The following is a 26844-nucleotide window of genomic DNA, read 5'->3' on the forward strand; positions in this document are numbered from 1 at the left end:
ACATACCGCAGGATTCGTAGGCCGGGTAAGGCGAAGCCGCCACCCGGCAAAAAGCTACCGCGTAATCCACAGCGTGGGCCACGCATCTGGCCCGTTCCAGTTATCACAGCTGGGCTCTTCCGCATAGCGGACCAGCCGGAAGCGCTGGCCGTCAAAACGCCAGCGCGTCTGGATCCCGCAGTCCCCAATGCCCCGCCCTAACGCCAGCGTGGTCAGCTCACGCGTTTTCTCATCGAAGCTGGCATTCATCAGCTCCATCTCACTGCTGTTGCTTGAAGGGGTAAATGGCAGACGCAACCTGATGCTACGGGCAGAAAACGGCTTTTTGCGCGAAACCTGCCATGCCAAATCGACGGTGTTATACGCCCCGGCTTCGCAGCTGACGATCAGCAGCGCTTTGTCATCGGTTAACGCGGTAACGCGGACTTCACGGCGGTTCGGATCAAGCGAGCATTGACTGTTATTCATCCGCCAGGTGCCATAATCCAGCAGGTCGTTCAACTCTTCATGGGTCAGCGGCGTCGGTGTCGGGTTGACGACCGCCACCTCTTTTAATGCGGGTGCGGGCGGCACGCTCAGCGGCGGACTGTTCCCTTTTTTTATCCAGGCTGTTTTGCTGCCGACGCGTTTTTGCTGGGCATCGATAAACAGCAGCGCCGCTTTCAGGCCATCCAGTGAGATAACCTGCTTACCACCCTGCAACGTCAGGGCGTGCCCTTCCTGAATGTTTTTCAAAAAAGCGGTGATGGTGGCGGCATCGTCAGTCTTCAGATGCCAGGGCGTTAATTGCCAGTGCTGAGGCGAAAGCTTAAGCGGTACGTCATCCAGCAGCAGTCGCGGCGCGATATCAGGCTCTTTCACGGCGGGGTCAGAAAGCCCACCAAGATCGATCCGCAGCGTGGCGTCCGTTTTCGCGCCCGCGCTGCGGCTGAGCGTCATGACCAGACCGCGATGTTCACCGGTATTTCGCGCAACGCAAAAATTCTGGTTATTGCAGGTGACCTGCCAGTCAGAGAAGGACTGCTGGGCGGGAGCAGCCCACACCAATGGCGCGGGTAGCACGCAAAACAGGAAGAGAATAAAAACGCAGTAGCGCATGGATGGCACAATCCCGGAAACGAAAACGTCAAACTGGGCAGTATCTTCGTGTCCGAACCGGGCTTGCTCAATCGGATTTATCGGATAGATTTATCTGAAATGTAATCTATCACCGTTCGAAAGAGGGGCTCATGATCCCGGTCGTTTGTAGGTACTGCAACAATATTACGGCTTTACCGTCCCTGATCTCTCCGCTTCTCACCATTGCCAGTGCCTGAGAAAACGGCATTTCCAGCACCTCAATATCCTCGTCCTCAACGCCACCGCCCCGGTGAGTGCGCTGCGCATCGTTGTATTCCGCAATGAAGAAGTGGACGATTTCCGTCACGCCGCCTGGCGACATGAACAGTTCGAACACCTTTTTCACCTCACCCACTTCAAAGCCCGTTTCTTCAACGGCCTCTTTGCGGATACAAACCTCAGGCTCATCATCGTCAAGCAGGCCTGCGCAGGTTTCAATTAGTCGTCCGTCAGGATTGCCATTCACCCATGTCGCCACCCGAAACTGGCGAATCAATACCACGGTCTGTTTTTCACGGTTGTAGAGCAAAATGGTTGCGCCATTGCCACGGTCGTAGACCTCGCGCTTGTGGCGGATCACTTCACCATTCTTACGCGTTAAATCATAGGTGATGTTACGCAGGACAAAGTAATTTTCGGACAGGATTTTGTCTTTAATAACGTCAATTTTGAGGGTCATACGGGCTCCACGACATAATGAGTGCCGTTATACTACGCCGTGGAGCGCGCTTTGTCGCCGGTCGGATTTAGTGCGCCGTTGGCGCTGTTATCTCAAGCCAGTCGAGAATACCCTGCGCCGCATGGCGCCCCTCAGCCATCGCAGTGACCACTAAATCGGCACCGCGCACAGCGTCACCTCCGGCAAAAATTTGCGGGTTGCTGGTCTGGTAACGATAGCGCCCTTCGACAGAGGCAATGATGCGCCCCCAGTCATCCGTTTCCACGCCCTGGGCCTGCAGCCAGGGCATCGCGTGCGGGTTAAAGCCAAACGCCATGATCACCGCATCGGCAGGCAGGACGAACTCACTGCCTGCAACCGGAACGGGACGCCGACGCCCCTGCGCATCCGGTTCGCCCAGTTCGGTGCGCAGCATCCGGATACCGTTGACCTTCCCGTCCGAAGCAAGCGTCAGCTCGACGGGCTGGACGTTAAATTCAAACGCCGCCCCCTCCTCTTTCGCGTTCTTCACCTCTTTTTTCGACCCCGGCATGTTGGCCTCGTCCCGGCGATAGGCACAGGTCACTTTGGCGGCCCCCTGTCGCAGCGCGGTTCGCACGCAATCCATCGCCGTATCCCCTCCGCCGAGTACCACCACATTCAGCCCCTGCGTGTCGATAAACGGCTCAGAGGCGCTCGACTCTAGCCCCATCACATGGCGGGTGTTCGCCACCAGGAACGGCAGCGCGTCATAGACACCCGGCGCATCTTCATGAGGGATACCGGCCTTCATGGAGCGGTAGGTTCCAACGCCAATAAACAGGGCATCATAATCACGCTGCAGCTGCGTCAGAGAGACATCGCGTCCCACTTCGCAGTTGAGTTCAAACCGGATCCCCATCGCGGTAAATATCTCTCTGCGCCGCGCGAGCAGGGATTTATCCAGCTTGAAGGCGGGAATGCCAAACGTCAGCAGTCCGCCGATTTCCGGATGGCGGTCATACACCGTCACGCTCACGCCGCTGCGCACCAGCACGTCGGCGCACGCCAGCCCTGCCGGGCCTGCGCCAATAATGGCCACCCGCTTGTCCACCGGGAGGACGTCGCTCATGTCCGGCGTCCAGCCCATCGCCAGCGCCTGGTCTGAGATGTAGCGCTCGATATTACCAATGGTCACGGAACCAGACTCATCGCGCAGCGTGCAGGCACCTTCGCATAAGCGGTCCTGCGGGCAAACGCGGCCAGTAATTTCCGGTAAGCAGTTGGTTTGATGGGAGAGTTCTGCCGCACCAGTGATATCCCCCGCGTTGACGCGCGCAATCCACTGCGGAATGTGGTTGTGCAACGGGCAGGTCCACTCGCAGATGCTGTGCTCCCCGCAGGTCAGGCAGCGGGACGCCTCACGTCTGGCCTGTTCAGCCCGAAACGGCAGATAGATTTCGTTGAAATGGCAGGCGCGTTCTTGCGCCGGCAGCTTGTCAGGCTCGCCCCGTGGAGGAGTATTGTGCAACTGCTGTAGTTTGGTTTGCGGCTGAACCTCTTGCACCGCCTCGCCGTGCCACGGCTGCGCTTCCCGTCGCGCGGTGCGCGTGCGCCGCGCTTTCGACAGGTTATCCAGCACGGCGGGTGTTGCAAGCGTGAGCACGTCAGCCGGGCAGTTTTCAATACAGGCAGGCCCCTGAGACCGCGCCAGGCAGAGATCGCATTTGTGCGCCGACGCCTTCACGCTCGCGTTATCCAGCGGCGTAACGATGATGTCCATCGTGCCGAACGGGCAGGCTACCACGCAGGCTTTGCAACCAATGCATTTGTGTTGATTCACCTGTACGCTGTCGCTGTGCTTGCTGATAGCCCCGTTCGGACAGCTATGCGCGCAAGGGGCATTTTCGCAGTGGTGGCAGGTAACGGGACTGTTCTTCCCCTCTGATTTGAGGACCGTAATACGGGGTTGAAAATGGCGCTCACTCAGAACATGTTGATCATCGTTGTGCGCCATCACACACGCGACCTCACAGGCACGACACCCTATGCATTGCTGACTGTTGGCCATAATAAAACGATTCATAACGACACCTGTTTTTGGTTCAATAACCTTATTCTTTCTATATGTACTGTATTTAGCCACGGTGACGTGTTCAGGCAATGTTCAAATGCCCAGAAAGCCGAACTATCTCCAGTGAACCTGTGGCAGATCAATTTATTCAGGAAGCTGATTTGTGACCGTTAAACGCCCTGTTTCCGGAAGCCTGGCTCGGGCTTTCTTTTCGATGATTGTGTTATCCGTTATGACCAGCGCCATCGCGCTGATGACACTCGCCAGCAGCCAGCGAGACGCTGAGGCGATTAACATTGCGGGTTCGCTGCGTATGCAGAGCTACCGCCTGGGCTACGAGATGCAGCGCGCCAGCCCATCACTGATGGAACACCGTGAAGCCTGGCAGCAGACGCTGAGCGCCCCTGCGCTGCAGACGTTGAACCGCTGGTATGTGCCGGACGATGTTAAACAGCGCTACCACCAGCTGCATCTTGCCTGGCAGGAGATGAGCCAGCGCATCGCCAGCGGCGACACCGCATGGTATCAGGCCCACATTGAGGATTTCGTCGGCCGTATTGATGCCTTTGTGCTGGCGCTTCAGCACTACACCGAACATAAAATTCAGCTGGTGATCCTGATGTCGCTGGCGGGTGGACTGAGCATTCTGCTGCTGGCGCTGGCGACGCTGCGGCGGATCCGCCGTCAGGTGGTACTGCCGCTGAACAATCTGGTCGCGGCCAGCGAGCGTATCGAACAGGGACAATTTGATACGCCCGCACCGGATACCGCCCTGCCCAACGAGCTGGGCCAGCTTTCCCGCGCGTTTAACCATATGTCAGCGGAACTGCATTCGCTTTATCGCTCGCTGGAGCAATCCGTGGCGGAAAAGACGCAGCACCTGAATGAGGCGCACCAGCAGCTCGAAATGCTGTTCAAATGTTCTCAGGCGCTGAATACCGGACAGATAGACAGCCATTGTTTCAGGCATATTTTGCAGATCGTGCATGAATACACGCAGATAAATTATCTGGCGCTGCGGACCAGTGACGACTGGCAACTGTTCGAAGGCAGCGAAGCCGAAGGCGCGGAACTGCACAGTTTGCCTGTTCTGATGCAGGACACCCTGTATGGCGAGCTGCGCTGGCAGAGCGAGACCGGGGGCGTGTCACTCCCGCTGATGAAGAGCGTGGCAACGATGCTGGGGCGCGGGCTTTACTTCAACCAGGCGCAAAAACACTATCAACAGCTGCTGCTGATGGAAGAGCGCGCCACCATCGCCCGCGAACTGCATGATTCCCTGGCGCAGGTGTTGTCCTATCTGCGCATTCAGCTTGCCCTGCTCAAACGCGCCGTCCCGGATGAGAATGCCCAGGCGCAGACCATCATCACGGACTTCTCGCGCGAGCTTAACAACGCCTGGCACCAGCTGCGTGAACTGCTCACCACCTTCCGCCTGACGCTCAACCACGCAAACCTGCCCGCCGCGCTGCAGGAGTCTCTCGAGGGATTGCAAACCCAGACGAAGGCGAAGCTGGTTCTCGATTGTCGACTCTCATCCCTGGCCCTGGATGCACAAAAACAGGTGCATTTGCTGCAGATTGTGCGGGAAGCGGTGCTGAACGCCATCAAACATGCCGACGCAAGCGAGATCGTCGTCAGCTGCATTACCGCCGCTGACGGTACGCACAGCGTGGCTGTACGCGATAACGGTATTGGCATTGGCGAGGCGAACGAACCGCCGGGCCATTACGGGCTGAACATCATGCGCGAACGTGCGGAACGGCTCGGCGGAACGCTGCGCTTTTCACAGCCGAAAAACGGCGGAACGGAGGTCACCGTCACTTTCCGTACACCCGCATCGCTGGCGGGTAAATAACGGTAAAGGGGAGCGCGCAGGGAAAAGCGCATGATAATTTACATTATCTCCTTTATTTCTCCACGTTTGACCTGGGCCTAACCGCTAAAGTTATGCGGGCAATAAACAATAATGACGTGCAGCAAAACGAGGTCACACTTTCATGGCGAATTTCTTCATCGATCGCCCCATTTTTGCCTGGGTACTTGCCATTCTGTTATGTCTGACGGGTGTTCTGGCCATTACTTCACTTCCTGTTGAGCAATACCCCGATCTGGCGCCGCCAAATGTGCGCGTCACGGCAAACTATCCTGGCGCATCAGCACAGACGCTGGAAAATACCGTCACCCAGGTGATCGAGCAGAACATGACGGGTCTCGATAACCTGATGTACATGTCCTCACAGAGCAGCGCCACCGGTCAGGCTACGGTGACACTGAGTTTTACGGCGGGAACCGACCCGGACGAAGCGGTGCAGCAGGTGCAAAACCAGCTGCAGTCTGCCCTGCGTAAGCTACCGCAGGCGGTGCAGAACCAGGGCGTGACCGTACGTAAAACAGGTGACACCAATATTTTAACCATCGCGTTTGTCTCCACCGATGGTTCGATGGATAAGCAGGATATCGCTGACTACGTGGCGAGTAATATCCAGGATCCGCTCAGCCGTATTAACGGCGTGGGTGATATCGACGCCTACGGCTCGCAGTATTCCATGCGCATCTGGCTGGATCCCAACAAGCTGAACAGCGTGCAGATGACGGCCAAAGACGTGACTGACGCCATCGAATCGCAGAACGCTCAGATCGCTGTCGGTCAGCTGGGCGGTACACCCTCTGTCGATAACCAGGCGCTGAACGCGACCATTAACTCTCAGTCCCTGCTCCAGACGCCCGATCAGTTCCGTAATATCACCCTGCGGGTCAATCAGGACGGCTCTGAAGTGCGACTGGGCGATGTCGCGACCGTGGAAATGGGCGCGGAAAAGTATGACTACCTGAGCCGCTTTAACGGCAACCAGGCATCCGGCTTAGGGGTCAAACTGGCTTCCGGTGCCAACGAAATGGCTACCGCGCAGCTGGTATTAGATCGACTGGACGAACTGTCGCACTATTTCCCGCACGGGCTGGAATACAAAGTCGCCTACGAGACCACTTCCTTCGTTAAAGCCTCCATTGAAGACGTGGTGAAAACCCTGCTGGAAGCGATCGGGCTGGTGTTCCTGGTCATGTACCTGTTCCTGCAAAACTTCCGCGCCACGCTGATTCCCACCATTGCCGTTCCGGTGGTGCTGCTCGGCACCTTCGCCGTGCTGTATGCCTTTGGTTACAGTATCAATACCTTAACCATGTTCGCTATGGTGCTGGCGATTGGCCTGCTGGTGGATGACGCCATCGTGGTGGTGGAAAACGTCGAACGCATCATGAGCGAAGAAGGACTCTCGCCGCGCGAAGCCACGCGAAAATCGATGGGGCAAATTCAGGGCGCGCTGGTCGGTATTGCGATGGTGCTCTCAGCGGTGTTTATCCCGATGGCGTTCTTTGGCGGCACCACCGGTGCGATTTACCGCCAGTTTTCCATCACGATTGTCTCCGCGATGGTACTCTCGGTGCTGGTGGCGATGATCCTCACCCCTGCCCTCTGCGCCACCCTCCTCAAGCCGTTACATAAAGGCGAGCATCACGGGCAAAAAGGCTTTTTCGGCTGGTTTAACCGCATGTTCAACCGCAACGCGGCGCGCTATGAGGCGGGCGTGGGTAAGATCCTGCATCGCAGCGTGCGCTGGATGGCGATTTATGTCCTGCTGTTAGGCGGAATGGTGTTCCTGTTCCTGCGTCTGCCAACCTCCTTCCTGCCGCTGGAGGATCGCGGCATGTTTATCACCTCCGTTCAGCTGCCAAGCGGTTCTACGCAGCAACAAACGTTGAAGGTGGTGCAGAAGGTTGAAAACTATTTCCACACCAAAGAGAAAGATAACGTTGTTTCCGTCTTCTCCACCGTCGGCTCAGGCCCGGGCGGGAACGGGCAGAACGTCGCACGCATGTTCGTGCGCCTGAAAGACTGGGATCAGCGCGACAGCGACACAGGCTCCTCGTTTGCCATTATTGAACGCGCGACGAAAGCCTTCAGCCATATCAAAGAAGCGCGCGTATTTGCCAGCAGCCCTCCGGCCATCAGCGGTCTGGGGAGTTCCGCCGGGTTTGATATGGAACTGCAGGATCACGCGGGAGCCGGACATGACGCGTTAATGGCTGCGCGCGATAAATTGCTCGATCTGGCCAGCAAGGATCCACAGCTGACCCGCGTACGTCACAACGGTCTGGATGACAGCCCGCAGCTCCAGGTCGATATCGACCAGCGTAAAGCACAGGCGCTCGGCGTATCCATTGATGACATCAACGACACGCTGCAAACGGCCTGGGGCTCAAGCTACGTCAACGACTTTATGGATCGCGGCCGCGTGAAAAAGGTCTACGTTCAGTCTGCCGCCAAATACCGTATGCTGCCGGACGATATTAACCGCTGGTATGTGCGTAATAACGCAGGGGGCATGGTGCCGTTCTCCGCCTTCGCCACGTCGCGTTGGGAAACCGGCTCACCGCGCCTGGAACGCTATAACGGCTACTCGGCGCTGGAGATCGTAGGTGAAGCCGCGCCGGGCATCAGTACCGGTACCGCGATGGATATTATGGAAAAACTGGTGCAGCAGTTGCCAACCGGGTTTGGCCTGGAGTGGACGGCGATGTCGTATCAGGAGCGGCTCTCCGGTGCACAGGCCCCTGCGCTGTACGCCCTGTCGCTGCTGGTGGTTTTCCTCTGCCTTGCCGCACTGTATGAGAGCTGGTCAGTACCGTTCTCGGTGATGCTGGTGGTGCCGTTAGGCGTCATCGGTGCGCTGCTGGCAACCTGGATGCGCGGCCTCGAGAACGATGTTTACTTCCAGGTGGGGCTGCTGACCGTGATTGGCCTGTCGGCCAAAAACGCCATTCTGATCGTGGAATTTGCCAATGAGATGAATGCGAAGGGCCAGGACCTGCTAGCCGCAACGCTGTACGCTTGCCGCCAGCGTTTACGCCCGATTCTGATGACCTCTCTGGCGTTTGTCTTCGGGGTACTGCCGATGGCGACCAGTTCGGGTGCCGGTTCCAGCAGCCAGCATGCGGTCGGTACCGGGGTGATGGGAGGGATGATTTCAGCCACGATTCTGGCTATTTATTTCGTGCCGCTGTTCTTTGTGCTGGTGCGACGTCGCTTCCCGCTGAAGGAAAAGCCTGAGTAACCAATGAAATAAAAAAGGCGGCTTTCGTAGCCGCCTTTTTATTGTGTGATTCATTCACACTATGGTTATTTTACTTATTTAAGTGCGCTTGCAATTCTTACTGAATGTCATTTACGAAGCATGCCTTCGATAAAATCTTTCCAGTTCCCCAGTTCACGTTCAATCATAACAACCTCTCTTATTATTATGCGCATTCTACGGAAACGTATCATCATTGTGAAGACTATTTAACCAATTGCAGTGATTATACCCCGCTATCCCCGGTGGATTTATGATAAATATGAACGCACGCCCTTAAATTTTGTGTGACCGCCAGCAATATTTTGAAATAACCCTACGAGCAGATGATTAGATATTTAACCACTGACTTTATTAGAGATTTAAACCTGATAGACATTTATGCTTAAATGATGAAAGAATATTCAGCTTACAGGTGTGAGGTGAATTAAGGAGAATTGTAAATCAAGAGAATTCCTGAATGTGTTATATTCCACTTAAGGATATATCTTCGAATTTATTGAACATTCTTTCTGCATAAGAACAAAAGGATTCACTATGGTTGTGATGTACGGCATTAAAAATTGCGACACTATCAAAAAAGCCCGCCGCTGGCTTGAAGCAAACAACGTAGAGTACCGCTTTCACGATTACCGTGCTGACGGTCTGGATGCAGAATTTCTGCATACCGCGATCGGTGAACTGGGCTGGGAAGCGCTGCTCAATACCCGGGGCACCACCTGGCGTAAACTGGATGAATCCGTCCGCGCCGGTATCACCGATGCGGACAGCGCGGCAGAACTGATGCTTGAAATGCCAGCAATTATCAAACGCCCATTGCTCTGCAAGCCAGGTCAGCCTATGCTGCTGGGTTTCAGTGAAACCCTTTATTCTGACTTTTTTCGTTGAGGTGTAGTCTATGTCATGCCCGGTCATTGAGCTGACTCAGCAGCTTATCCGCCGTCCTTCCCTTAGCCCGGACGATGCAGGTTGTCAGGCATTAATGATTGAGCGTCTGCGTGCTATCGGTTTTACCGTTGAGCGCATGGATTTTGGCGATACGCAGAACTTCTGGGCCTGGCGCGGCCAGGGGGAAACGTTGGCGTTTGCCGGGCATACGGATGTGGTTCCCGCGGGTGATGCAGACCGCTGGATCAATCCCCCGTTCGAACCCACTATCCGCGACGGTATGCTGTTTGGCCGCGGTGCGGCAGACATGAAAGGCTCACTGGCGGCCATGGTCGTGGCCGCAGAGCGTTTCGTTGCCCAGCATCCTAATCATAAAAATCGTCTCGCGTTTTTGATCACCTCCGACGAAGAAGCCAGCGCGCATAACGGTACCGTGAAAGTCGTTGACGCGCTGATGGCGCGTAACGAACGTCTGGACTACTGCCTGGTGGGCGAGCCATCCAGCACCGAAGTGGTGGGCGATGTCGTGAAAAACGGTCGTCGCGGGTCCATGACCTGTAATCTGACCATTCACGGTGTGCAGGGGCACGTGGCCTATCCTCACCTGGCCGACAACCCGGTGCACCGTGCCGCGCCGATGCTGAACGAACTGGTGGAGATAGAGTGGGACAAAGGCAACGAATTCTTCCCGCCAACCAGCATGCAGATTGCCAACGTCAAGGCTGGAACCGGCAGCAACAACGTCATCCCTGGCGATTGCTTTGTTCAGTTCAACTTCCGCTTCAGCACGGAACTGACCGACGAGATGATCAAAGCCCGCGTGATCGCACTGCTGGAAAAACACCAGCTGCGCTATACCGTGGAGTGGTGGGTGTCCGGCCAACCGTTCCTGACGCAGCGTGGAAAGCTGGTAGATGCGGTAGTGAACGCCATCGCACACTATAATGAAATTAAGCCACAGCTGCTGACGACTGGCGGCACCTCTGACGGACGCTTTATCGCCCGTATGGGTGCACAGGTTGTCGAACTGGGTCCAGTAAACGCGACCATTCACAAAATCAATGAATGCGTTAATGCGGCTGATTTACAACTGCTGGCCCGTATGTATCAACGTATTATGGAGCAGCTCGTCGCCTGACGACTGCTTAGAGGATTAGCGAATGGACTGGCTTTCAAAGTACTGGTGGATTCTGGTGTTGGTGTTTCTGGTAGGCGTGCTGCTGAACGTGATTAAAGATCTGAAGCGCGTTGACCATAAGAAGTTCCTCGCCAACAAACCGGATCTTCCGCCACATCGTGATTTTAACGACAAGTGGGACGATGAAGACGACTGGCCGAAAAAGGACCAGAAGAAGTAATCGATCTGTTTCCCCTCTCCCTGGGAGAGGGGGAAACCTCACATAAACTCTACAATATCATCATCATTCGGCTTACCGCCGCTGAGCGCTTCGTCGAAGTAGTGCTTCGGCACGGTATAACGCAAACGATCGAGCGCAAACTGCATGCTGCGGTCGTCAATCGCGTGCCCCAGATCGTCAACGATATCCAGCGTGACGTCCCCGCCAGCGCGGATAAGCGATTCCTGCGCGGCAACCGCATGCGAAAGCTCAATCACCCGATCTTCACCACCGTGGATCAGATGAATGGTAGTCTGCGTCGTCACGCTGCCGGGCAGAGTGGCGAAACGACCGCTAAAGGCAATCACGCGGGATACCAGCCCCGGCTGTGCTTTCACACTCTCCAGCGACATAATTGACCCCTGTGAAAAACCAATCAGCGCCGTTGCGTCAGCACCCACGCCGCTCTGCTGCTGCCAGTAGCGTACGGTATCGATGAAGGTCGGCATGATGGCATCGATGCGCGCCTGACGGTTCTCTTCCGTTACACCCTGCACCGAAAACCACTGGCGACCTTCAGGGCCGCAAGGCTCTACGCCGCCGATGCTGACAATCAGCGCATCCGGGAAAACCGGCGCAAACCAGCTGCCAATCTGCCCCATATTGACGGCGTTATCGCCAACGCCATGAAACAGCAGCAGTAACTGTTTAGCCGGTTTTTCAGGGCTTTGAACAACAAAATGGTCGTGTTTCATGGCGATCTCCTTAAGTGATGAGCAGGATTCTACGCCTCTGTGGGGTAATGACCATGCCACTTTACTGATGAAGTCATTGAAAAAATTGCCATTGCAAAATGTCGCCTTTCAACTTCTGACAGCGTGTTTCATCAAGACTTTCAAGCGCTTGTGCTGTTTCTTTGCGCAGGTTCGCCAGCAAGGATTTTCGCCCGGCGTTATCCGTTTCCCCCGCCAATTTACTGCGCAAAAGCGGGAGCGGCATGTCCACGTTTAACAGCAAGCGGGTTAACGCGGCAACGGAGGTCGAGAACGCCCGATGCGCAAAGGCAAACCCCGCCAGCTCCTGCCAGTCGTCATCATTAAGGGTAGCTTCCCAGCCGTCTGATACCGGGATCTTTTCGCCATTCCAGGCCGAGAGGACCCGTGCGTCACGCCGCAGACGCTGATGTGCCTGCGCGCACAGCTGATGCCCCGCCTCGCTGAGCGGAAGCAACGCCATCGCTGTGAAGCAGCCGCTGCTCGCTTCGCGGTGGCTGCCTATCCGCACCAGCACAAAGCCGCACTGCTGCCAGAAGCGCCACAGCTCGTCGGTATAGCCAAAACTCACGGAGAGATAATCCTCCCCGCTGGCGCTACGGATAAGCCGACGACCAATACCTTCCCGTTGACGATGGGGATGAACGGCAATACGCGTGATCCGTCGGCCCTTAAGCGTAGCCGCCAGAGGCGAGCCGCCGTGGGCAGCCAGAGACTGCGCCACCAGATTCCCACGCGGCCGACGAAATCCCGCCCACACCGCGCGACTAAGCTCTGGGGATAAGCCGCCCTCCTCCACCAGCCAGAGAGCACCGGCGAGGGTTGAGTCGGTTTCAGCAACGGTAAAATGCTGTCCCGGCGCATCCATCATCCGGCGTAAATCAAGCGGGGACGTGCGGTAATGCGCGGCACATAACAGCTCATAAACGCCCGCCACACGCGCCGGATTGCTTTCCCACATCTGCGGCTCAAGCGACGTTAAACGTACGTCACCTTCCGGTTTCTGGTCGATGAGCGCATCGTCAAACAGCAGAATGTCAGACACCACACGCTCGAGGGGGCACCCGGCTGCCCAGCGAACCGGCGTTGATAAGGTGAAAGACTGCAACCCGCTGAATCGGGCGCAAAACTTCAGCAGAAAACCCCGGCCGGTTCCTTCATAACCCTGAACCGTGGTGGTCAACAGAGCGCGGGGGAAACGCTCAACCAGCTTTTCAAGAAGCGGTCCCGGAATGGCGGCCGCCTCATCGACAATCAGCCAGTCGGCCTGCAGCGTCGAGGCGAGCAGCGCATCCGGCGCCATAAAGTGAAAATGCTCTCCCGCAAAACGGGCGAGGACATCCGTTGCCCCTTTCGCCGGTGCAGTCACTACCGCAGTGCCCTGAATACGCTTTAGCAACATTCCTGCAAGCGCTGACTTTCCGCGTCCACGAGGTGCCGTGACCGCCACGACGCCAGTATTCATGGCCAGGAGTGTGCACAGGATGTCAGCCTGCTCACGCTGCGGGTCGCCGCTGGCTGGCTGCCAGTCAGGGGTATCAGGAAACGGAGGAAGCGCTAGCGGTTGGTTTTGACACCACAGGATGGTGTCAGGGTCAGCGGCGATGGTGCGCTGGAAATGGTGCACAAAATGCGGCGTGGCGATAGGCTCGGCGCTGTCGCTCCAGCGAACGGAGTCGCTGTCCGGTGTTTCCGCCCAGACGGAGAAAGGCGGAACCAGCAGCACCAGCAGACTCCCGGCGAGCAGCGTCCCGCTGAGGGCAGCAAAGGCCGAGACGTCGAACCCCGCGCGAGCATCAAAAACCGCGTGCTGAAACTCACGCCCCAGCAGCCCGCTGATAGCTTTCGACGGGTGTTCATCCAGCCACAGCCAGTCTCCGGGCTGGGCATCGCGCAGGGCCACCGCCTGCGTCAATGTCCAATGCGCATCGCCGCTGAGTACAACCAAACGACGATGACCTTTACGCCTGAGCTGGCTAATCAGATGTTCAAACGGCAACATTACATCGCTTTGCCGAAGGTATTACATTGCGCAGGGTCACCGCTGTCGAAGCCGCGTTTAAACCAGCTGTAACGCTGCTCCGATGTACCGTGAGTGAAACTGTCTGGCACCACTCTCCCCTGGCTTTGCTGCTGGAGACGGTCATCGCCGATGGCCTGCGCGGCGTTCAGCGCCTCTTCAAGATCGCCCGTTTCCAGCACACCCTGCTGCTTCATGCTGTGGCCCCAGACGCCCGCGAAGCAGTCCGCCTGCAACTCCATTTTGACAGAAAGACGGTTCACTTCAGCCTGAGACGCATTCTGCTGAAGCTGACGCACTTTAGGCTCGATGCCGAGCAATTTTTGCACGTGGTGGCCGACCTCATGCGCGATCACATAGCCCTGGGCAAAATCGCCGTCGGCACCCAGTTTGCTTTTCATGTCATCGTAAAATGAGAGATCGATATAAACAGTGCTGTCTGCCGGGCAGTAGAAAGGCCCCATTACGGACTGTCCGGTACCGCATCCGGTGCGCGTCGCACCGCGGTACATCACCAGCTTCGGCTGCTGATAGGTACGCCCCATTTTCTCGAACTGCTGGCCCCAGGTTTCTTCTGTGGTCGCGAGAATAACGGAGGTAAATTTGGCCGCTTCATCCTCGTTCGGACTGATGGAGCGCTGAGAGTACTGCTGTTGCTGGAGCGGCTCCCCGGTCATCAAACCGGTAAGATCCACACCGTAATACCCCGCGACCAGCACCACAATCAGCAGGATGATACCGCCCTTTCCACTGGGCAACCGGAAGCCGGGACCGCCCATTGAAGGGCCGCCACCACCACTGCTGCGCCTGTCTTCTACATTGTCACTTTCACGACGCCCTTGCCAGCGCATAACCACCTCGAACTATTCCATTAATAATAGCTATGATCGTAGGCGGTTAATGACAAGATTACCATAGTAAACAAGGGTAAGACGCCAAAGGATATGAATATCCTTTGGCAATTGAGGAGATTAGTCGAGCTTAACGCCTAAACGGTGAGCAACCGCTTCGTACGCTTCAATCAGGCCACCCAGGCTCTGACGGAAACGGTCTTTGTCCATTTTATCCAGGGTTTCTTTATCCCACAGGCGGCTGCCGTCCGGGGAGAACTCATCGCCCAGCACCACTTCGCCTTTGAACAGACCGAACTCCAGCTTGAAGTCGACGAGGATCAGCCCTGCGTCATCAAACAGTTTTTTCAGCACGTCGTTCGCTTTGTAGGTCAGCTCCTGCATACGCGCCAGATTCTCTTTGCTCACCCAGCCGAAGGTTTCGCAGTAAGATTCGTTGACCATCGGGTCGTGCATGGCGTCGTTTTTCAGGAACAGGTCAAACAGCGGTGGGTTCAGTTCGATACCTTCTTCAATGCCGAGACGCTTCACCAGGGAGCCAGCGGCACGGTTACGAATGACGCACTCAACCGGAACCATGTCCAGTTTTTTCACCAGACATTCCGTATCGGACAATAACGCTTCCATCTGGGTCGGGATACCCGCTTCGGCCAGTTTGCTCATAATGAAGTGGTTGAACTTGTTGTTCACCATGCCTTTACGATCGAACTGTTCAATGCGTGCGCCATCCCCTGCTGACGTATCATTGCGGAACTCGAGCACCAACAGATCCGGGTTTTCCGTGCTGTATACGGTCTTCGCTTTGCCACGATACAACTCAGCTTGCTTCTGCATCTTCATTACTCCTGGTGTGATGATTTGTGTTCAAAACTGGGGATATTATGCCACGCACACGTTTGCGTGGCACGAAAATAAAAAGGGCTGGATTCACCAGCCCTTGTATTTATTTGCTGAATGCCGCCTGGAAGACGGCGACCAGCGCATCATTCTGCGACTGGGTCAGCGTGTGACCTTTCGGATCGATAAACTGCAGGCTACTGCGGTTATCGAGGTCACCTACCTGAATTTTGTAGTCACCGGAGGCAAGCTGAGGATCTTTCGCGCCCAGTTCCTGCCATGCGCTGTCAGACAGCGGCTTGTAGGTTGCCGTCATGCTACCGGTTGAACGCGTACTGTCGGTCACTTTCATGCCCACTTTTTCCAGCGTCGCTGGCAGACGCTGCCAGGTCTGGTTAAACGGTGCACGCACCACCAGCATTGGCAGACCGGTATCATCCGCCGCGCTCTGCACGTCGAAGGAAGAACCACTGCGGTTCTGCGCTGCGTTAGCGGCGTCAGTCGCGTTCTTATCCAGACCCGCTGCAATGACGTTCAGCATTTCGGTGCTGTAACGCTGCATAGATGCAGCATCAGCAACCGGTTTACCCGCCTGCTCCAGGTTTAACAGCTTAACGGTAACCGCCTGCTGATAACCCTGCGGTTTAACGGAGACTTGATAACGACCACGGTACTGCTGATCTTCATCCAGGCGGTTCCACTCGATCCAGTCCGTGGTTAACGTCTGGCTGGCATCATCGCGTTTATCAATCGTGTAGTTCTTAGACTGGATAACGCTGACAACCTGCGGCCACAGCGTGCTGTTGCGGCTGTTTTCAACCATCAGGGATGCCGTATCACCGGTAAACTGGGTACGCGCGCCGCTCACCAGCGCCAGAGGTTGAGCAGGTGGACGAATATCAAGCGCTTTACCGACAAGACCACTGCCGTTAGTGACGGGGATATTATAATCGCCGTTTTGAATCGGCAGGATCATACCAGCCGGTGCATGAAGTTCAGCAAGCGGCGCCGCATCCAGATAGGATTCATCACCGCTCACCTGGCGCTTGTAGCGCGAGTCCGAACTACAGGCAGCGAGCAGCATAACAAGCGAAACACTCGCAACCTTCGCCAGGCGCGACTTCTGTACTGAATAAGCCATCAAATCTCCCTAAACTTTACAGCAAACCGGCATGCTTCAGCGCGCCAGCGACAATTTCACGACCGTGGTCGGTAATCGGTGTCATTGGCAGACGCAGCGTGTCGGATGCTACAAGTCCCAATTCCTTACACGCCCATTTCACTGGGATCGGATTGGGTTCGACAAATAATTTATTGTGCAATGGCATCAGACGCTGATTAATCACGCGAGCTTCATCAAAATGACCGGCCGCAGCCAGTTTGCACATTTCCGCCATATCGCGGGCCGCAACGTTAGCCGTTACGGAGATCACGCCATGACCACCGAGCTGCATAAAGTCCAGCGCGGTCGCATCGTCGCCGCTCAACAGGATAAAGTCATCTGAAACCAGCTCTTTGATCTGATGAACGCGGCTTAAGTTCCCTGTCGCCTCTTTAATCCCGATAATATTTTTTACTTTCGAGAGACGGCCAACGGTTTCCGGCAGCATATCGCAACCGGTACGGGACGGCACATTATACAGAATTTGTGGCAAGTCAGTATGTTCTGCGATGGCTTTGAAATGCTGGAACAAACCTTCCTGAGTTGGACGGTTGTAGTAAGGCGTGACGGTCAGACAGCCAACAATGCCGCTGTCGTTAAAACGTTGAGTCAGGCTGATAGCTTCTGCGGTTGCGTTAGCCCCTGTTCCTGCGATGACCGGGATACGTCCGTCAGCCAGCTCCAGGGTCAGCATAACCACATCGCCGTGCTCTTCGTGGCTCAGCGTGGCAGATTCACCGGTAGTCCCTACCGAAACGATCGCCGAGGTTCCATTGGCGACATGGTAATCAATGAGCTTCTTCATGCTTGACCGGCAGACATTACCTTTTTCATCCATCGGTGTAACAAGCGCGACAATACTTCCCGTGAACATGAGCCATCCTCTGTGCGAACAAGAGCCTCAATGTTACGTTTGGAACTGTAATAAAAGCAAGCGACCTGAGGCGCTCAGGCGGTTGTATGCATGTTTTTTTTATGCTTTCCTTAGGAAGACTTAACCAAGCAAAGGAAGAACAGGTTTGACAACCTCATCACAACATTACCTGGTTATCACTGCGCTGGGTGCTGACAGGCCGGGTATCGTGAACACCATCACCCGCCACGTAAGCAGCTGCGGCTGTAATATCGAAGACAGCCGTCTCGCTATGCTTGGCGATGAGTTCACGTTTATTATGCTGCTTTCCGGCACATGGAACGCCATTACGTTGATTGAATCAACCCTGCCGCTGAAGGGTGCCGAGCTGGATTTGCTGATAGTGATGAAGCGCACCACCGCGCGTCCGCGTCCGGCACTGCCTTCCACCGTCTGGGTACAGGTTGAAGTGCCTGATTCACCGCATTTGATTGAGCGTTTTACGGCGCTTTTTGACAGCCATCAGATGAACATTGCCGAACTGGTTTCCCGTACGCAGCCAAGCGATGACCATGCTCTTCCGGTGCTGTTTATTCAAATTACCGCGCACAGCCCTGCATCACAGGATGCGTCAAATATCGAGCAAGCGTTCAAAGCCCTCTGTACAGAATTAAACGCGCAGGGCAGTATAAGCGTCGTAAATTATTCGCAGCACGAACAGGATGGAGTTGAGTAATGAATCCACTGAAAGCCGGTGACATCGCACCGAAATTTAGCTTGCCGGATCAAGACGGCGAGCAAGTAAATTTGACCGACTTCCAGGGACAGCGTGTTCTGGTCTATTTCTACCCGAAAGCCATGACGCCGGGCTGTACCGTACAGGCCTGCGGCTTGCGCGACAACATGGATGAGTTGAAAAAAGTCGGTGTAGAAGTGTTGGGCATCAGCACTGACAAGCCAGAAAAGCTGTCACGATTTGCGGAAAAAGAGATCCTGAACTTCACGCTACTTTCCGATGAAGACCACCAGGTTTGCGAGCAGTTCGGCGTCTGGGGTGAGAAAACGTTTATGGGTAAAACCTACGACGGTATTCACCGCATCAGCTTCCTGATTGACGCTGACGGTAAAGTTGAGCATGTGTTTGACGACTTCAAAACCAGCAACCACCACGACGTGGTGTTGAACTGGCTGAAACAAAGTGCCTGAAAGTGAGTGTCGGGTGGCGGCTTCGCCTTACCCGACCTACAAGATAAATGCAAAACGGCAACCTGGTTGCCGTTTTTAGTGTTTTCCCCCTCTCCCCGTGGGAGAGGGCCGGGGTGAGGGCATCAGGCCGCACAAAAACTACTTCTCTTCAACCGCCGGCACATCCGGCCACGCGTGGACCACGGCTTTAATCAGCGTCGCCAGCGGAATGGCAAAGAACACGCCCCAGAATCCCCACAGCCCGCCGAAAATCACCACTGACAGAATAATCACCAGTGGATGCAGGTTTACCGCTTCCGAGAACAGCACCGGCACCAGCAGGTTACCGTCCAGTCCCTGAATAATCAGGTACACCGCGAAGCAGCTCCAGAACTCCGTACCCAGACCAAACTGGAACAGCGCGACGCCCACCACCGGGATGGTCACCACGAAGGCACCGATATACGGGATCAGCACCGACAGCCCCACCAGCACCGCCAGCAGCAGCGAGTAGTTCAGGCCAAAAATCAGGAAGCCAATCCAGGTCGCGACACCCACCACAATCATCTCCAGCACCTTGCCGCGAATGTAGTTGGTGATTTGCTGATTCATCTCCTGCCAGACCTGCCCTGCCAGACCACGGTTACGCGGCAGTATGCGCCTGACGGCGTTCAGCATCTGTTCTTTATCTTTTACCAGGAAGAAGACCATTAACGGCACGAGCACAAGGTAAACCGCCAGCGTCAGCAGGCCGACCAGCGAGGCCAGAGAGTATTTCACCACCGAGTCGCCCATCGTCATGATGCGGGCGCGCATGTTTTCGGCCATCGCGTCAATAATCCCGGCATCCATCAGCGCGGGATAACGACGCGGCAGCGTGGCGGCGAAATCAGAGAGCTTATTCAACATGCCGGGCATATCACGGATCAGGTAGATCCCCTGCTGCCAGGCAACCGGCATGACCACAAATGCCATCAGTAACAATATGCCGACAAACAGTACCAGCACGATGCTGGTCGCCCAGCGGCGGGAACAGCCGATATTTTCCAGACGCGCCGTTGGCCACTCCAGCAAATACGCCAGCACAATCGCCACCAGCAGCGGCGCAAGCAGGCCGCTAAAGAAGAACAGAATACCGAACCCGGCAACCAGAATAACCAGCAAAGCAATGGCTTCCGGGTCGCTAAACCGACGCCGATACCACTGCATTAACATTTCGAGCATACAACCCTTCCCTGAATCGAATGGCGGGAGTGAGAAGCTGAATTGTATCTAACTGTCACAAAAAAGACTTTCGCTTTTTGTATCACTGTAACGATTCGCAAAAGCCTGATGAATGGGATTTTCTTCATGTCGCAACACGGCTACACTCGCAGGTCAGTGGAGATGAACGATATGCCGGTTCATCGGTCAAATTGACACATCCAAAATACAGGACAGTGGTTATGTTCAGGCAGTTGAGAAAAACACTGGTTGCGACACTTATCGCCGCACTGACTGTCGGTCAGGCTGCACCCGCCTTCGCTGATTCGGCCGACTCGTTGCCGGACATGGGTACCACAGCAGGAAGCACGCTCTCCATCGGTCAGGAGATGCAGATGGGTGATTACTACGTTCGCCAGCTGCGCGGCAGCGCGCCGCTGATCAATGACCCACTGTTGGTGCAGTACATCAATGGTCTGGGCATGCGGCTGGTCGCGCACGCCGACTCGGTAAAAACCCCTTTCCACTTCTATTTAATTAATAACGACGAAATCAACGCCTTCGCCTTTTTTGGCGGCAACGTGGTGCTGCATTCGGCGTTGTTCCGCTATTCCGATAACGAAAGCCAGCTGGCATCCGTCATGGCGCACGAAATTTCGCACGTTACCCAGCGTCATCTGGCGCGTGCGATGGAAGACCAGAAACGTAACGCCCCGCTGACCTGGGTTGGTGCGCTGGGCTCTATTCTACTGGCGATGGCCAGCCCGCAGGCCGGGATGGCGGCACTGACCGGGACGCTGGCGGGCACCCGCCAGGGGATGATCAGCTTTACCCAGCAAAACGAACAGGAAGCGGACCGCATCGGGATTCAGGTGCTGCAGCGTTCAGGCTTTGACCCGCAGGCTATGCCGAGCTTCCTTGAAAAACTGCTCGATCAGGCGCGTTACTCCTCACGCCCACCGGAAATCCTGCTGACGCACCCGTTACCTGAAAGCCGACTGTCGGACGCCCGTAACCGAGCTAACCAAATGCGTCCGGTTGTCGTGCAGTCCTCACAAGATTTCTACATGGCAAAGGTGAGAACCCTGGGGATGTACAATTCCGGGCGTAACCAGCTCACCAGCGATCTGCTGGACGCGCTCTCCAAAGGCAACGTGCGGGAGAAAAACGCGGCTCAATATGGTCAGGCGCTGCAGGCGATGGAGGCCAGTAAATATGACGAGGCGCGTAAAGCGTTGCAGCCGCTGCTAGCCGCCGAGCCAAACAACCCGTGGTATCTCGACCTCTCAACCGATATCGATCTGGGACAGAAAAAAGCCACCGACGCCATCAACCGCCTGAAAGGGGCAAAAGACGTTCGCACCAACCCGGTGCTGCAGCTTAACCTGGCGAACGCTTACTTACAGGGCGGTCAGCCTGCCGAAGCGGCGACCATTCTGAACCGCTACACCTTTAACAATAAAGACGATCAAAACGGTTGGGATCTGCTCGCGCAGGTTGAAGCCCAGCTCGGTAACCGCGATCAGGAGCTGGCGGCACGTGCCGAAGGCTTTGCGCTGGTCGGTCGTCTCGATCAAGCCATTTCTATGCTGAGCAGCGCCAGCTCGCAGGTCAAACTCGGCAGCCTGCAGCAGGCCCGCTACGATGCACGCATCGATCAGCTGCGTGCTCTGCAGCAGCGCTTCAAGCCGTACGAAAAGATGTAATAAGGAAGAAAAAACATGACAGACGCGGTAAAAATCTACCATAACCCTCGCTGCTCCAAGAGCCGGGATACTCTCAGCCTGTTGAAATCTAACGGTGTTGAACCAGAGGTGGTGCTGTATCTCGAAACGCCGCCGGATGCACAAACCCTTCATCAGCTGCTGCACATGCTGGGAATGGGCAGCGCCAGGGAGCTGATGCGCCAGAAAGAAGATCTGTATAAGTCCCTCAATCTGGACGACTCACGTTTGTCAGAGGACCAGCTGGTGCAGGCAATGGTTGAGAATCCAAAGCTGATTGAACGCCCGATTGTGGTGGCGAACGGCAAGGCGCGCATTGGACGTCCACCGGAAGACGTGCTCGAGATCCTCTAGCCCTTATGCCGCAGCGCTTCCAGAAAGGCCTGCGGCGTACTTTCCCCCAGCTTTTTCTGCGTTTTTCCCCGGTTATAAAACTCACACAGCGCGATCAGCACCGCGCCTGCGGGTTCATCATTCACGCGTGGAATAATATCGCGTAGCGGCACCGCCACCTGAAGCGCATTGTTTTTATGTGGATGCGTTTTCACAGCCACGTTCTGAGCCGTTAGCGTCACCTCAAAGCCAAAAGTCTCAATAGATTGTATATCAGCCGGACAGGTATCAAGCAGCGCCTGCGTCCAGGTGTTAAAGAGCTGAGGCGAGAGTCCCGCATAAAGCCGGGCATAGCACCAGCCGCTCACCGGTTCACGCGCCCAGAGCAGGTGTTGCTCCCCGCCATCGTCCATGTGAAGCGACAAAGGCAGATGATGCAGCGTCAGCGCGTGCGGCATAATGCCTGCCTTCAGCGCCTTTTTCCCCTGCAACGGCGCCCCTTTTTGTTTCGCAGAGGCCGGTTTGAGATAGCGATTCAATGTCGCCCGGGAAACGGGGATCCCCAGCACACCGTTGACCATCTGCAGCAATTCATCTAACGGCGCGCCCGAGACGTCACGCAGGGCATTCACCAGTACGACCTGCTCTTGTCTCATCGCTTTGTGTATCACTTTCGGTGTCGTCTGGTTATCCGAAACCTGCTCGCGGTTACGCCAGCGCCTGACGGTCGTGACCGAGATCCCAAGCTCAACGGCCAGCTCTCTGTCGCTTTTATCTGACTGCTGAAGATAGCGACGGATGCGCGGCGTGGTGGTGGCATTAGCGTGCAGTTTAATTTCCATCCCGATAATTCCATTAACTAATCATATGAGATTTATATAACACCAGCGAACGCTTTGTGACCGATTTCACCTTTCGCTCGCCTCGCTTCACTGATAATCCACAGACATAACATAAACAACGCCACTCAATCTTGTACGGAGTTCACAATGAACAATGTTCTGGGATTTCTTGAAGCAAAACTGATGCCGCTGGCGGCCAAAACGGCCCAGCAGCGTCATCTCGGGGCCATTCGCGGCGCCTACGTGTCATTCATGCCCTTCATCATCGTCGGTTCTATTCTGCTGGTAATCTCCTCTTTCCCGAATCAAACCTATCAGCAGTTTATGTCTCAGGCCTTTGGTGAGAGCTGGAGCGCCATTATTGAAATCCCGTTCAACGCGGTGTTCTCCACCATGTCGCTGTTCATCAGCTTCCTGGTGGCGTTCCGCCTGGCGGAGCACTACGGGGAAGATCGCATCTCCTGCGGCATTCTTTCGCTGGTCGCCTTTCTGATCCTCACGCCGTTTATTAAGGTGGCGGAAAACGGCGGTATTACCGTCATTCCGGTGGAGTGGATTGGTAGCAAAGGGCTGTTCGTGGCGATGATTGGTTCCCTGCTGTGGACGGAGCTGTTCTGCTGGCTCAAGCGCAAAAAACTGGTGATCAACATGCCGGACGGCGTACCTCCGGCGGTGCAGGAGTCGTTCGCCGCGCTGATCCCGGCTCTGCTGGTGATGATTCTGGTGCTGGGTATCCGCATCGTCTTTGAAAACACCCACTACAGCACCATCCACCAGTTTATTTACGACGTGGTTGCCACGCCAGTGCGCCACTATGGCACCTCATACTTTGGCGCGCTGATGACGGTATTCAGCATCACCATTCTGTGGTCCGTTGGCATTAACTCCGGCTCGATGATTAACGGCATTATTCGTCCGCTGTGGATGGAGAACCAGACCGACAACATCGCGGCGATTCAGGCAGGCACAACGCCACCGCACATTATCACCGAACAGTTTTTTGACATGATCTGGATGGGCGGTGCGGGGGCCACGCTGTCGCTGGTGATTGCGATGCTGATTTTCGCCCGCAGTAAAAACATGCGCGAAGTCGCGCGACTCGGCGCGGGCGCGTCGGTGTTCAACATCAACGAACCGATTCTGTTTGGCCTGCCGGTGATCATGAACCCGATCATGCTTATCCCGTTCAACCTGGTGCCGCTGGTGCTGGTTACCGTTCAGTATGCGGCGATGAAAATGGGTGCCGTCGCCGTCACCACCGGGGTGTTTATTCCCTGGACGCTGCCGCCGGTGATCAGCGGCTTTATCGTCACCGGGCACCTGAGCGGCAGCATCATGCAGCTTCTCAACCTGCTGATTGGCGCCATGCTGTACCTGCCTTTCATGCGTATCCTGGATAAACAGTACCGCGCGGCGGAAATGGCCAGCGTTACGCAAACTGACACCACCCTTGCAAAACAGGAGTAAAGCATGTGGGGAATTATCGCAACCTGGCGAATGGCGCTTGAAGGCGTCACGGAGTCTGCATCTGCGCTGGCTGCTGGCAAACCTGTCGCGCCGGCGGTGGTGGATGCCGTCGCCGCCGTCGAGGACTTTCCGTTTTATAAATCCGTCGGCTACGGCGGACTACCCACCGAAAACGGCGAGGTGGAGCTGGACGCCGCCTATATGGACGGCGACACGCTGGCCTTTGGCGCCGTGGGCAATCTGGTGGATATCGCCAACCCGGTGCGCGTGGCGCACGCGCTCAGCCGCCAGCGCTACAACAGCCTGCTGGTCGGCCAGGGCGCGCGGGAATGGGCGCTGAGCCAGGGCTTTGCCGATAAAACCATGCTCACTGACCGCGCCATGCAGCACTACCGCAAACGCTGCCGCGAGACGCTGGATAAAGGCTTAAGCCCCTACGACGGCCATGACACCGTCGGCATTATCGGCCTCGATAAGCAGGGCTCGATGAGCGTCGCCACCTCCACAAGCGGCCTGTTTATGAAAAAGCGCGGCCGCATTGGTGATTCGCCCATTATTGGCTCCGGCTTCTACTGCGACAGCGATACCGGCGCCGCCACCGCCACGGGCGTCGGTGAAGATCTGATGAAAGGCTGCACCAGCTACGAAATCGTCCGCAGGATGGCGCAGGGTGTGACGCCGCAGCAGGCGGCAGATTCCGTGGTGTTCGAACTGGAGGACAAGCTGATGTCGCGCTTCGGCCGCGTGGGCGATCTCTCCGTGGTATGCATGAATAACAGGGGCGAGTTCGGCGCGGCAACCAACATCAAAACCTTCTCGTTCGTGGTCGCAACGGCCCGCCAGCCTCTCACCGTTTATCGTACCGAGCGCCTGCGGGAAAAGACGCACTTTCACGCCGTGGACGAGGAGTGGATGCAGGCCTACGCCGCGCGGATCCGCGCGCCGATTGAGGAGTTATGATGATTACGTATCAGTTTATCAGCGCGCTTTCTGACGCAAAGCCGCAGAGCCACTTGATTGCCCGCGCGGGCAGTCACCTTCTGCCGCAAAATGCACTTGTCGCAGAAATGCGCGAGTCAGACAGCATCGCAGATACCCGCTTTGGCTGTGCCCCGTTTGCCCGAATCACCCTGCTACCGGATGCGCTCTGGCAGGACAGCCTGACCGAAGGTTTACTGACGGCGCTGCGCCCGCTGCTGGCCTCGCCCGTCAGCCCCGAGCTGATACTGGACGTGACTAATATCGACGATGTGGTGCTTGCGCAGGTGCTGCGCTTTCTGTTTAACCAGGCGCACAGGCTGAGTGATTTGCAGTTGAAGAAAACCAGTGACAAGGTCCGTCTTGAACATATCACCGCGCTCTGCTTACCCGAACAGCAGGACCGACTGGCGGTTATTTTCCGCCGGCAGCAGGCCATCGCCCACGGCATGGTCGCGGCGCGACGTCTGGCCGATACGCCGTCGGATCGCTGCACGCCGCAGTTTGTGGTGAAAGAGGCGCAAAAACTGTGTGCCGCCTTCCCTGCCCTGCGGTGTGACGCGCTGGATGAAAAGCAAATCGTTGAGCAAGGTCTGGGGCTGCTGCACGCCGTCGGCAAAGGCGCAACCTGTCCGCCGCGTCTGCTGGTTATCCACTATGACGGCGTTTCTGACGGCCCGGTGCGCTGCTATGTCGGCAAAGGCATCACCTTTGATACCGGCGGCCTGTGGCTGAAGGACGGCGCGGGCATGTACACCATGAAATACGACATGTGCGGTGCGGCCAACGTGCTGGGGCTGATGCTGGCCGTTGCCGAGCTGGCGATGCCCGTACGCATCATGGGCGTGCTGGCGCTGGCGGAAAATGCCATCGGGCCGGACGCCATGCAGCCCGGCACGGTGGCGACCGCCTGCAACGGCACCACGGTGGAAATCAACAACACCGATGCCGAAGGCCGACTGGTGCTGGCGGACGCCATCGCCTGGGCCAGCCAGCGCCATCCGCAGGCGCGCTATATCATTGATATGGCGACCTTAACCGGCGCCGTCGTCAAAGCGCTGGGCTATGAATTGAGCGGATTAATGACGCAGGATGAACCGCTGCGCGCGGCGCTGACGCTAGCGGGTAAGCGGAGTGGCGACGAAGTGTGGTCCCTGCCGCTGGACGCCCGGCTGAAAAAACAGACCGACAGCGCCATTGCCGATCTGTGCAACACGCCGACCAACAATGCGGCGATCAGCGCCTCGGCGGCGTGGCTGCTGCATCACTTCTGCCCGCCGACCATTCCTTGGGCCCATCTGGACATCAGCGGTACGGCGCTGTGGCGAGAAAACGGACGGAGCGTGGCGTCGGGAAGACCGATTCCGCTGCTGATGGAGCATCTGATGGGAGATATCTAGCCCGGTGGCGGCTACGCCTTACCGGGCCT

At 56.3% G+C, this 26844-nt stretch carries 24 protein-coding genes; 12 read left to right on the top strand and 12 right to left on the bottom strand.

Features of this window, described 5'->3' with window-relative positions:
- Positions 1-54: 54 nt before the first annotated feature.
- The 3 genes from ACOQH0_RS16330 to aegA form a co-directional block, all read right to left on the bottom strand.
- Positions 55-1098: a DUF1176 domain-containing protein gene (locus ACOQH0_RS16330; RefSeq protein ID WP_126816138.1), complete on the bottom strand. Its 1044-nt coding sequence runs from the start codon at positions 1096-1098 to the stop codon at positions 55-57.
- Between the two features lie 109 nt (positions 1099-1207).
- Complete coding sequence (gene nudK / locus ACOQH0_RS16335; protein ID WP_100165781.1) at positions 1208-1798, bottom strand: GDP-mannose pyrophosphatase NudK; 591 nt, start codon at positions 1796-1798, stop codon at positions 1208-1210.
- 67 nt (positions 1799-1865) lie between these two features.
- Complete coding sequence (gene aegA / locus ACOQH0_RS16340) at positions 1866-3842, bottom strand: formate-dependent uric acid utilization protein AegA (RefSeq protein ID WP_421510820.1); 1977 nt, start codon at positions 3840-3842, stop codon at positions 1866-1868.
- A 151-nt stretch (positions 3843-3993) separates the two neighbouring features.
- Here aegA and narQ point away from each other — a divergent pair, with 151 nt between their 5' ends.
- Positions 3994-5688: a nitrate/nitrite two-component system sensor histidine kinase NarQ gene (gene narQ / locus ACOQH0_RS16345; protein WP_421510821.1), complete on the top strand. Its 1695-nt coding sequence runs from the start codon at positions 3994-3996 to the stop codon at positions 5686-5688.
- A gap of 142 nt (positions 5689-5830) precedes the next feature.
- The gene (gene acrD / locus ACOQH0_RS16350; RefSeq protein ID WP_421510822.1) at positions 5831-8944 is read left to right on the top strand and encodes a multidrug efflux RND transporter permease AcrD; all 3114 of its coding nucleotides are present in this window, start codon (positions 5831-5833) and stop codon (positions 8942-8944) included.
- A 107-nt stretch (positions 8945-9051) separates the two neighbouring features.
- Here the strand turns inward: acrD and ypfM are convergent, their stop codons facing one another.
- A complete protein-coding gene (gene ypfM, locus ACOQH0_RS16355; RefSeq protein WP_015572204.1) occupies positions 9052-9111 on the bottom strand; it encodes a protein YpfM in 60 nt (19 codons plus the stop codon).
- Between the two features lie 388 nt (positions 9112-9499).
- On the opposite strand from ypfM, the gene ACOQH0_RS16360 reads away from it, so the two are divergent.
- Genes ACOQH0_RS16360 through ACOQH0_RS16370 form a run of 3 tightly spaced genes read left to right on the top strand, consistent with a single transcriptional unit; the run spans position 9500 to position 11208 of the window.
- Positions 9500-9850, top strand: coding sequence for an ArsC family reductase (locus ACOQH0_RS16360; RefSeq protein WP_148400482.1), 351 nt, complete (start codon positions 9500-9502; stop codon positions 9848-9850).
- 10 nt (positions 9851-9860) lie between these two features.
- A complete protein-coding gene (gene dapE, locus ACOQH0_RS16365) occupies positions 9861-10988 on the top strand; it encodes a succinyl-diaminopimelate desuccinylase (RefSeq protein ID WP_253179601.1) in 1128 nt (375 codons plus the stop codon).
- 22 nt (positions 10989-11010) lie between these two features.
- Positions 11011-11208: a YpfN family protein gene (locus ACOQH0_RS16370; protein ID WP_000383991.1), complete on the top strand. Its 198-nt coding sequence runs from the start codon at positions 11011-11013 to the stop codon at positions 11206-11208.
- A 38-nt stretch (positions 11209-11246) separates the two neighbouring features.
- Here ACOQH0_RS16370 and ypfH read toward each other — a convergent pair whose 3' ends face one another.
- From ypfH to dapA, 6 genes are all read right to left on the bottom strand, one after another.
- Positions 11247-11942: an esterase gene (gene ypfH, locus ACOQH0_RS16375; RefSeq protein WP_421510823.1), complete on the bottom strand. Its 696-nt coding sequence runs from the start codon at positions 11940-11942 to the stop codon at positions 11247-11249.
- 73 nt (positions 11943-12015) lie between these two features.
- Positions 12016-13962, bottom strand: a complete 1947-nt coding sequence (locus ACOQH0_RS16380) for a tRNA(Met) cytidine acetyltransferase TmcA (RefSeq protein ID WP_421510824.1) — start codon at positions 13960-13962, stop codon at positions 12016-12018.
- Positions 13962-14831, bottom strand: a complete 870-nt coding sequence (locus tag ACOQH0_RS16385) for a neutral zinc metallopeptidase (protein ID WP_421510825.1) — start codon at positions 14829-14831, stop codon at positions 13962-13964. The genes ACOQH0_RS16380 and ACOQH0_RS16385 overlap by 1 nt, the downstream gene beginning before the upstream one ends.
- Before the next feature lie 120 nt (positions 14832-14951).
- Positions 14952-15665, bottom strand: coding sequence for a phosphoribosylaminoimidazolesuccinocarboxamide synthase (gene purC, locus ACOQH0_RS16390; protein WP_010433825.1), 714 nt, complete (start codon positions 15663-15665; stop codon positions 14952-14954).
- A gap of 109 nt (positions 15666-15774) precedes the next feature.
- Positions 15775-16809, bottom strand: a complete 1035-nt coding sequence (gene bamC, locus ACOQH0_RS16395) for an outer membrane protein assembly factor BamC (RefSeq protein ID WP_010433828.1) — start codon at positions 16807-16809, stop codon at positions 15775-15777.
- A 16-nt stretch (positions 16810-16825) separates the two neighbouring features.
- The gene (gene dapA, locus ACOQH0_RS16400) at positions 16826-17704 is read right to left on the bottom strand and encodes a 4-hydroxy-tetrahydrodipicolinate synthase (protein ID WP_010433831.1); all 879 of its coding nucleotides are present in this window, start codon (positions 17702-17704) and stop codon (positions 16826-16828) included.
- 145 nt (positions 17705-17849) lie between these two features.
- Here dapA and ACOQH0_RS16405 point away from each other — a divergent pair, with 145 nt between their 5' ends.
- Positions 17850-18419 (top strand): glycine cleavage system transcriptional repressor, encoded by a 570-nt coding sequence (locus ACOQH0_RS16405; protein ID WP_042715787.1) that lies wholly within the window; start codon positions 17850-17852, stop codon positions 18417-18419.
- Positions 18419-18889 carry a thioredoxin-dependent thiol peroxidase gene (gene bcp / locus ACOQH0_RS16410; protein WP_010433836.1) on the top strand — a complete coding sequence of 157 codons (471 nt, stop codon included), beginning with the start codon at positions 18419-18421 and terminating at the stop codon, positions 18887-18889. Before ACOQH0_RS16405 ends, bcp begins: the two co-directional genes overlap by 1 nt.
- Positions 18890-19027: 138 nt before the next feature.
- Here bcp and ACOQH0_RS16415 read toward each other — a convergent pair whose 3' ends face one another.
- A complete protein-coding gene (locus ACOQH0_RS16415; RefSeq protein WP_010433838.1) occupies positions 19028-20092 on the bottom strand; it encodes an AI-2E family transporter in 1065 nt (354 codons plus the stop codon).
- Positions 20093-20313: 221 nt separating this feature from the next.
- Here ACOQH0_RS16415 and bepA point away from each other — a divergent pair, with 221 nt between their 5' ends.
- Positions 20314-21777 carry a beta-barrel assembly-enhancing protease gene (gene bepA, locus ACOQH0_RS16420; RefSeq protein ID WP_010433840.1) on the top strand — a complete coding sequence of 488 codons (1464 nt, stop codon included), beginning with the start codon at positions 20314-20316 and terminating at the stop codon, positions 21775-21777.
- Between the two features lie 15 nt (positions 21778-21792).
- A complete protein-coding gene (arsC, locus tag ACOQH0_RS16425) occupies positions 21793-22149 on the top strand; it encodes an arsenate reductase (glutaredoxin) (protein WP_042715785.1) in 357 nt (118 codons plus the stop codon).
- Here the strand turns inward: arsC and ACOQH0_RS16430 are convergent.
- Positions 22146-22970 carry an XRE family transcriptional regulator gene (locus ACOQH0_RS16430; protein ID WP_421510826.1) on the bottom strand — a complete coding sequence of 275 codons (825 nt, stop codon included), beginning with the start codon at positions 22968-22970 and terminating at the stop codon, positions 22146-22148. The genes arsC and ACOQH0_RS16430 overlap by 4 nt on opposite strands.
- 147 nt (positions 22971-23117) lie before the next feature.
- Here ACOQH0_RS16430 and celB point away from each other — a divergent pair, with 147 nt between their 5' ends.
- The 3 genes from celB to ACOQH0_RS16445 are packed head-to-tail and all read left to right on the top strand — an operon-like array spanning position 23118 to position 26815.
- A complete protein-coding gene (gene celB, locus ACOQH0_RS16435; RefSeq protein ID WP_421510827.1) occupies positions 23118-24437 on the top strand; it encodes a PTS cellobiose transporter subunit IIC in 1320 nt (439 codons plus the stop codon).
- A gap of 3 nt (positions 24438-24440) precedes the next feature.
- On the top strand, positions 24441-25397 hold the full coding sequence (locus ACOQH0_RS16440; protein WP_421510828.1) for a N(4)-(beta-N-acetylglucosaminyl)-L-asparaginase: 957 nt from the start codon (positions 24441-24443) through the stop codon (positions 25395-25397).
- Positions 25397-26815: a leucyl aminopeptidase family protein gene (locus ACOQH0_RS16445; protein WP_421512365.1), complete on the top strand. Its 1419-nt coding sequence runs from the start codon at positions 25397-25399 to the stop codon at positions 26813-26815. The genes ACOQH0_RS16440 and ACOQH0_RS16445 overlap by 1 nt, the downstream gene beginning before the upstream one ends.
- Positions 26816-26844 lie beyond the last annotated feature (29 nt).

Origin of the sequence: Enterobacter sp. JS8-1 (genome assembly GCF_049187015.1) — a bacterium.
Classification (GTDB): domain Bacteria; phylum Pseudomonadota; class Gammaproteobacteria; order Enterobacterales; family Enterobacteriaceae; genus Enterobacter; species Enterobacter mori.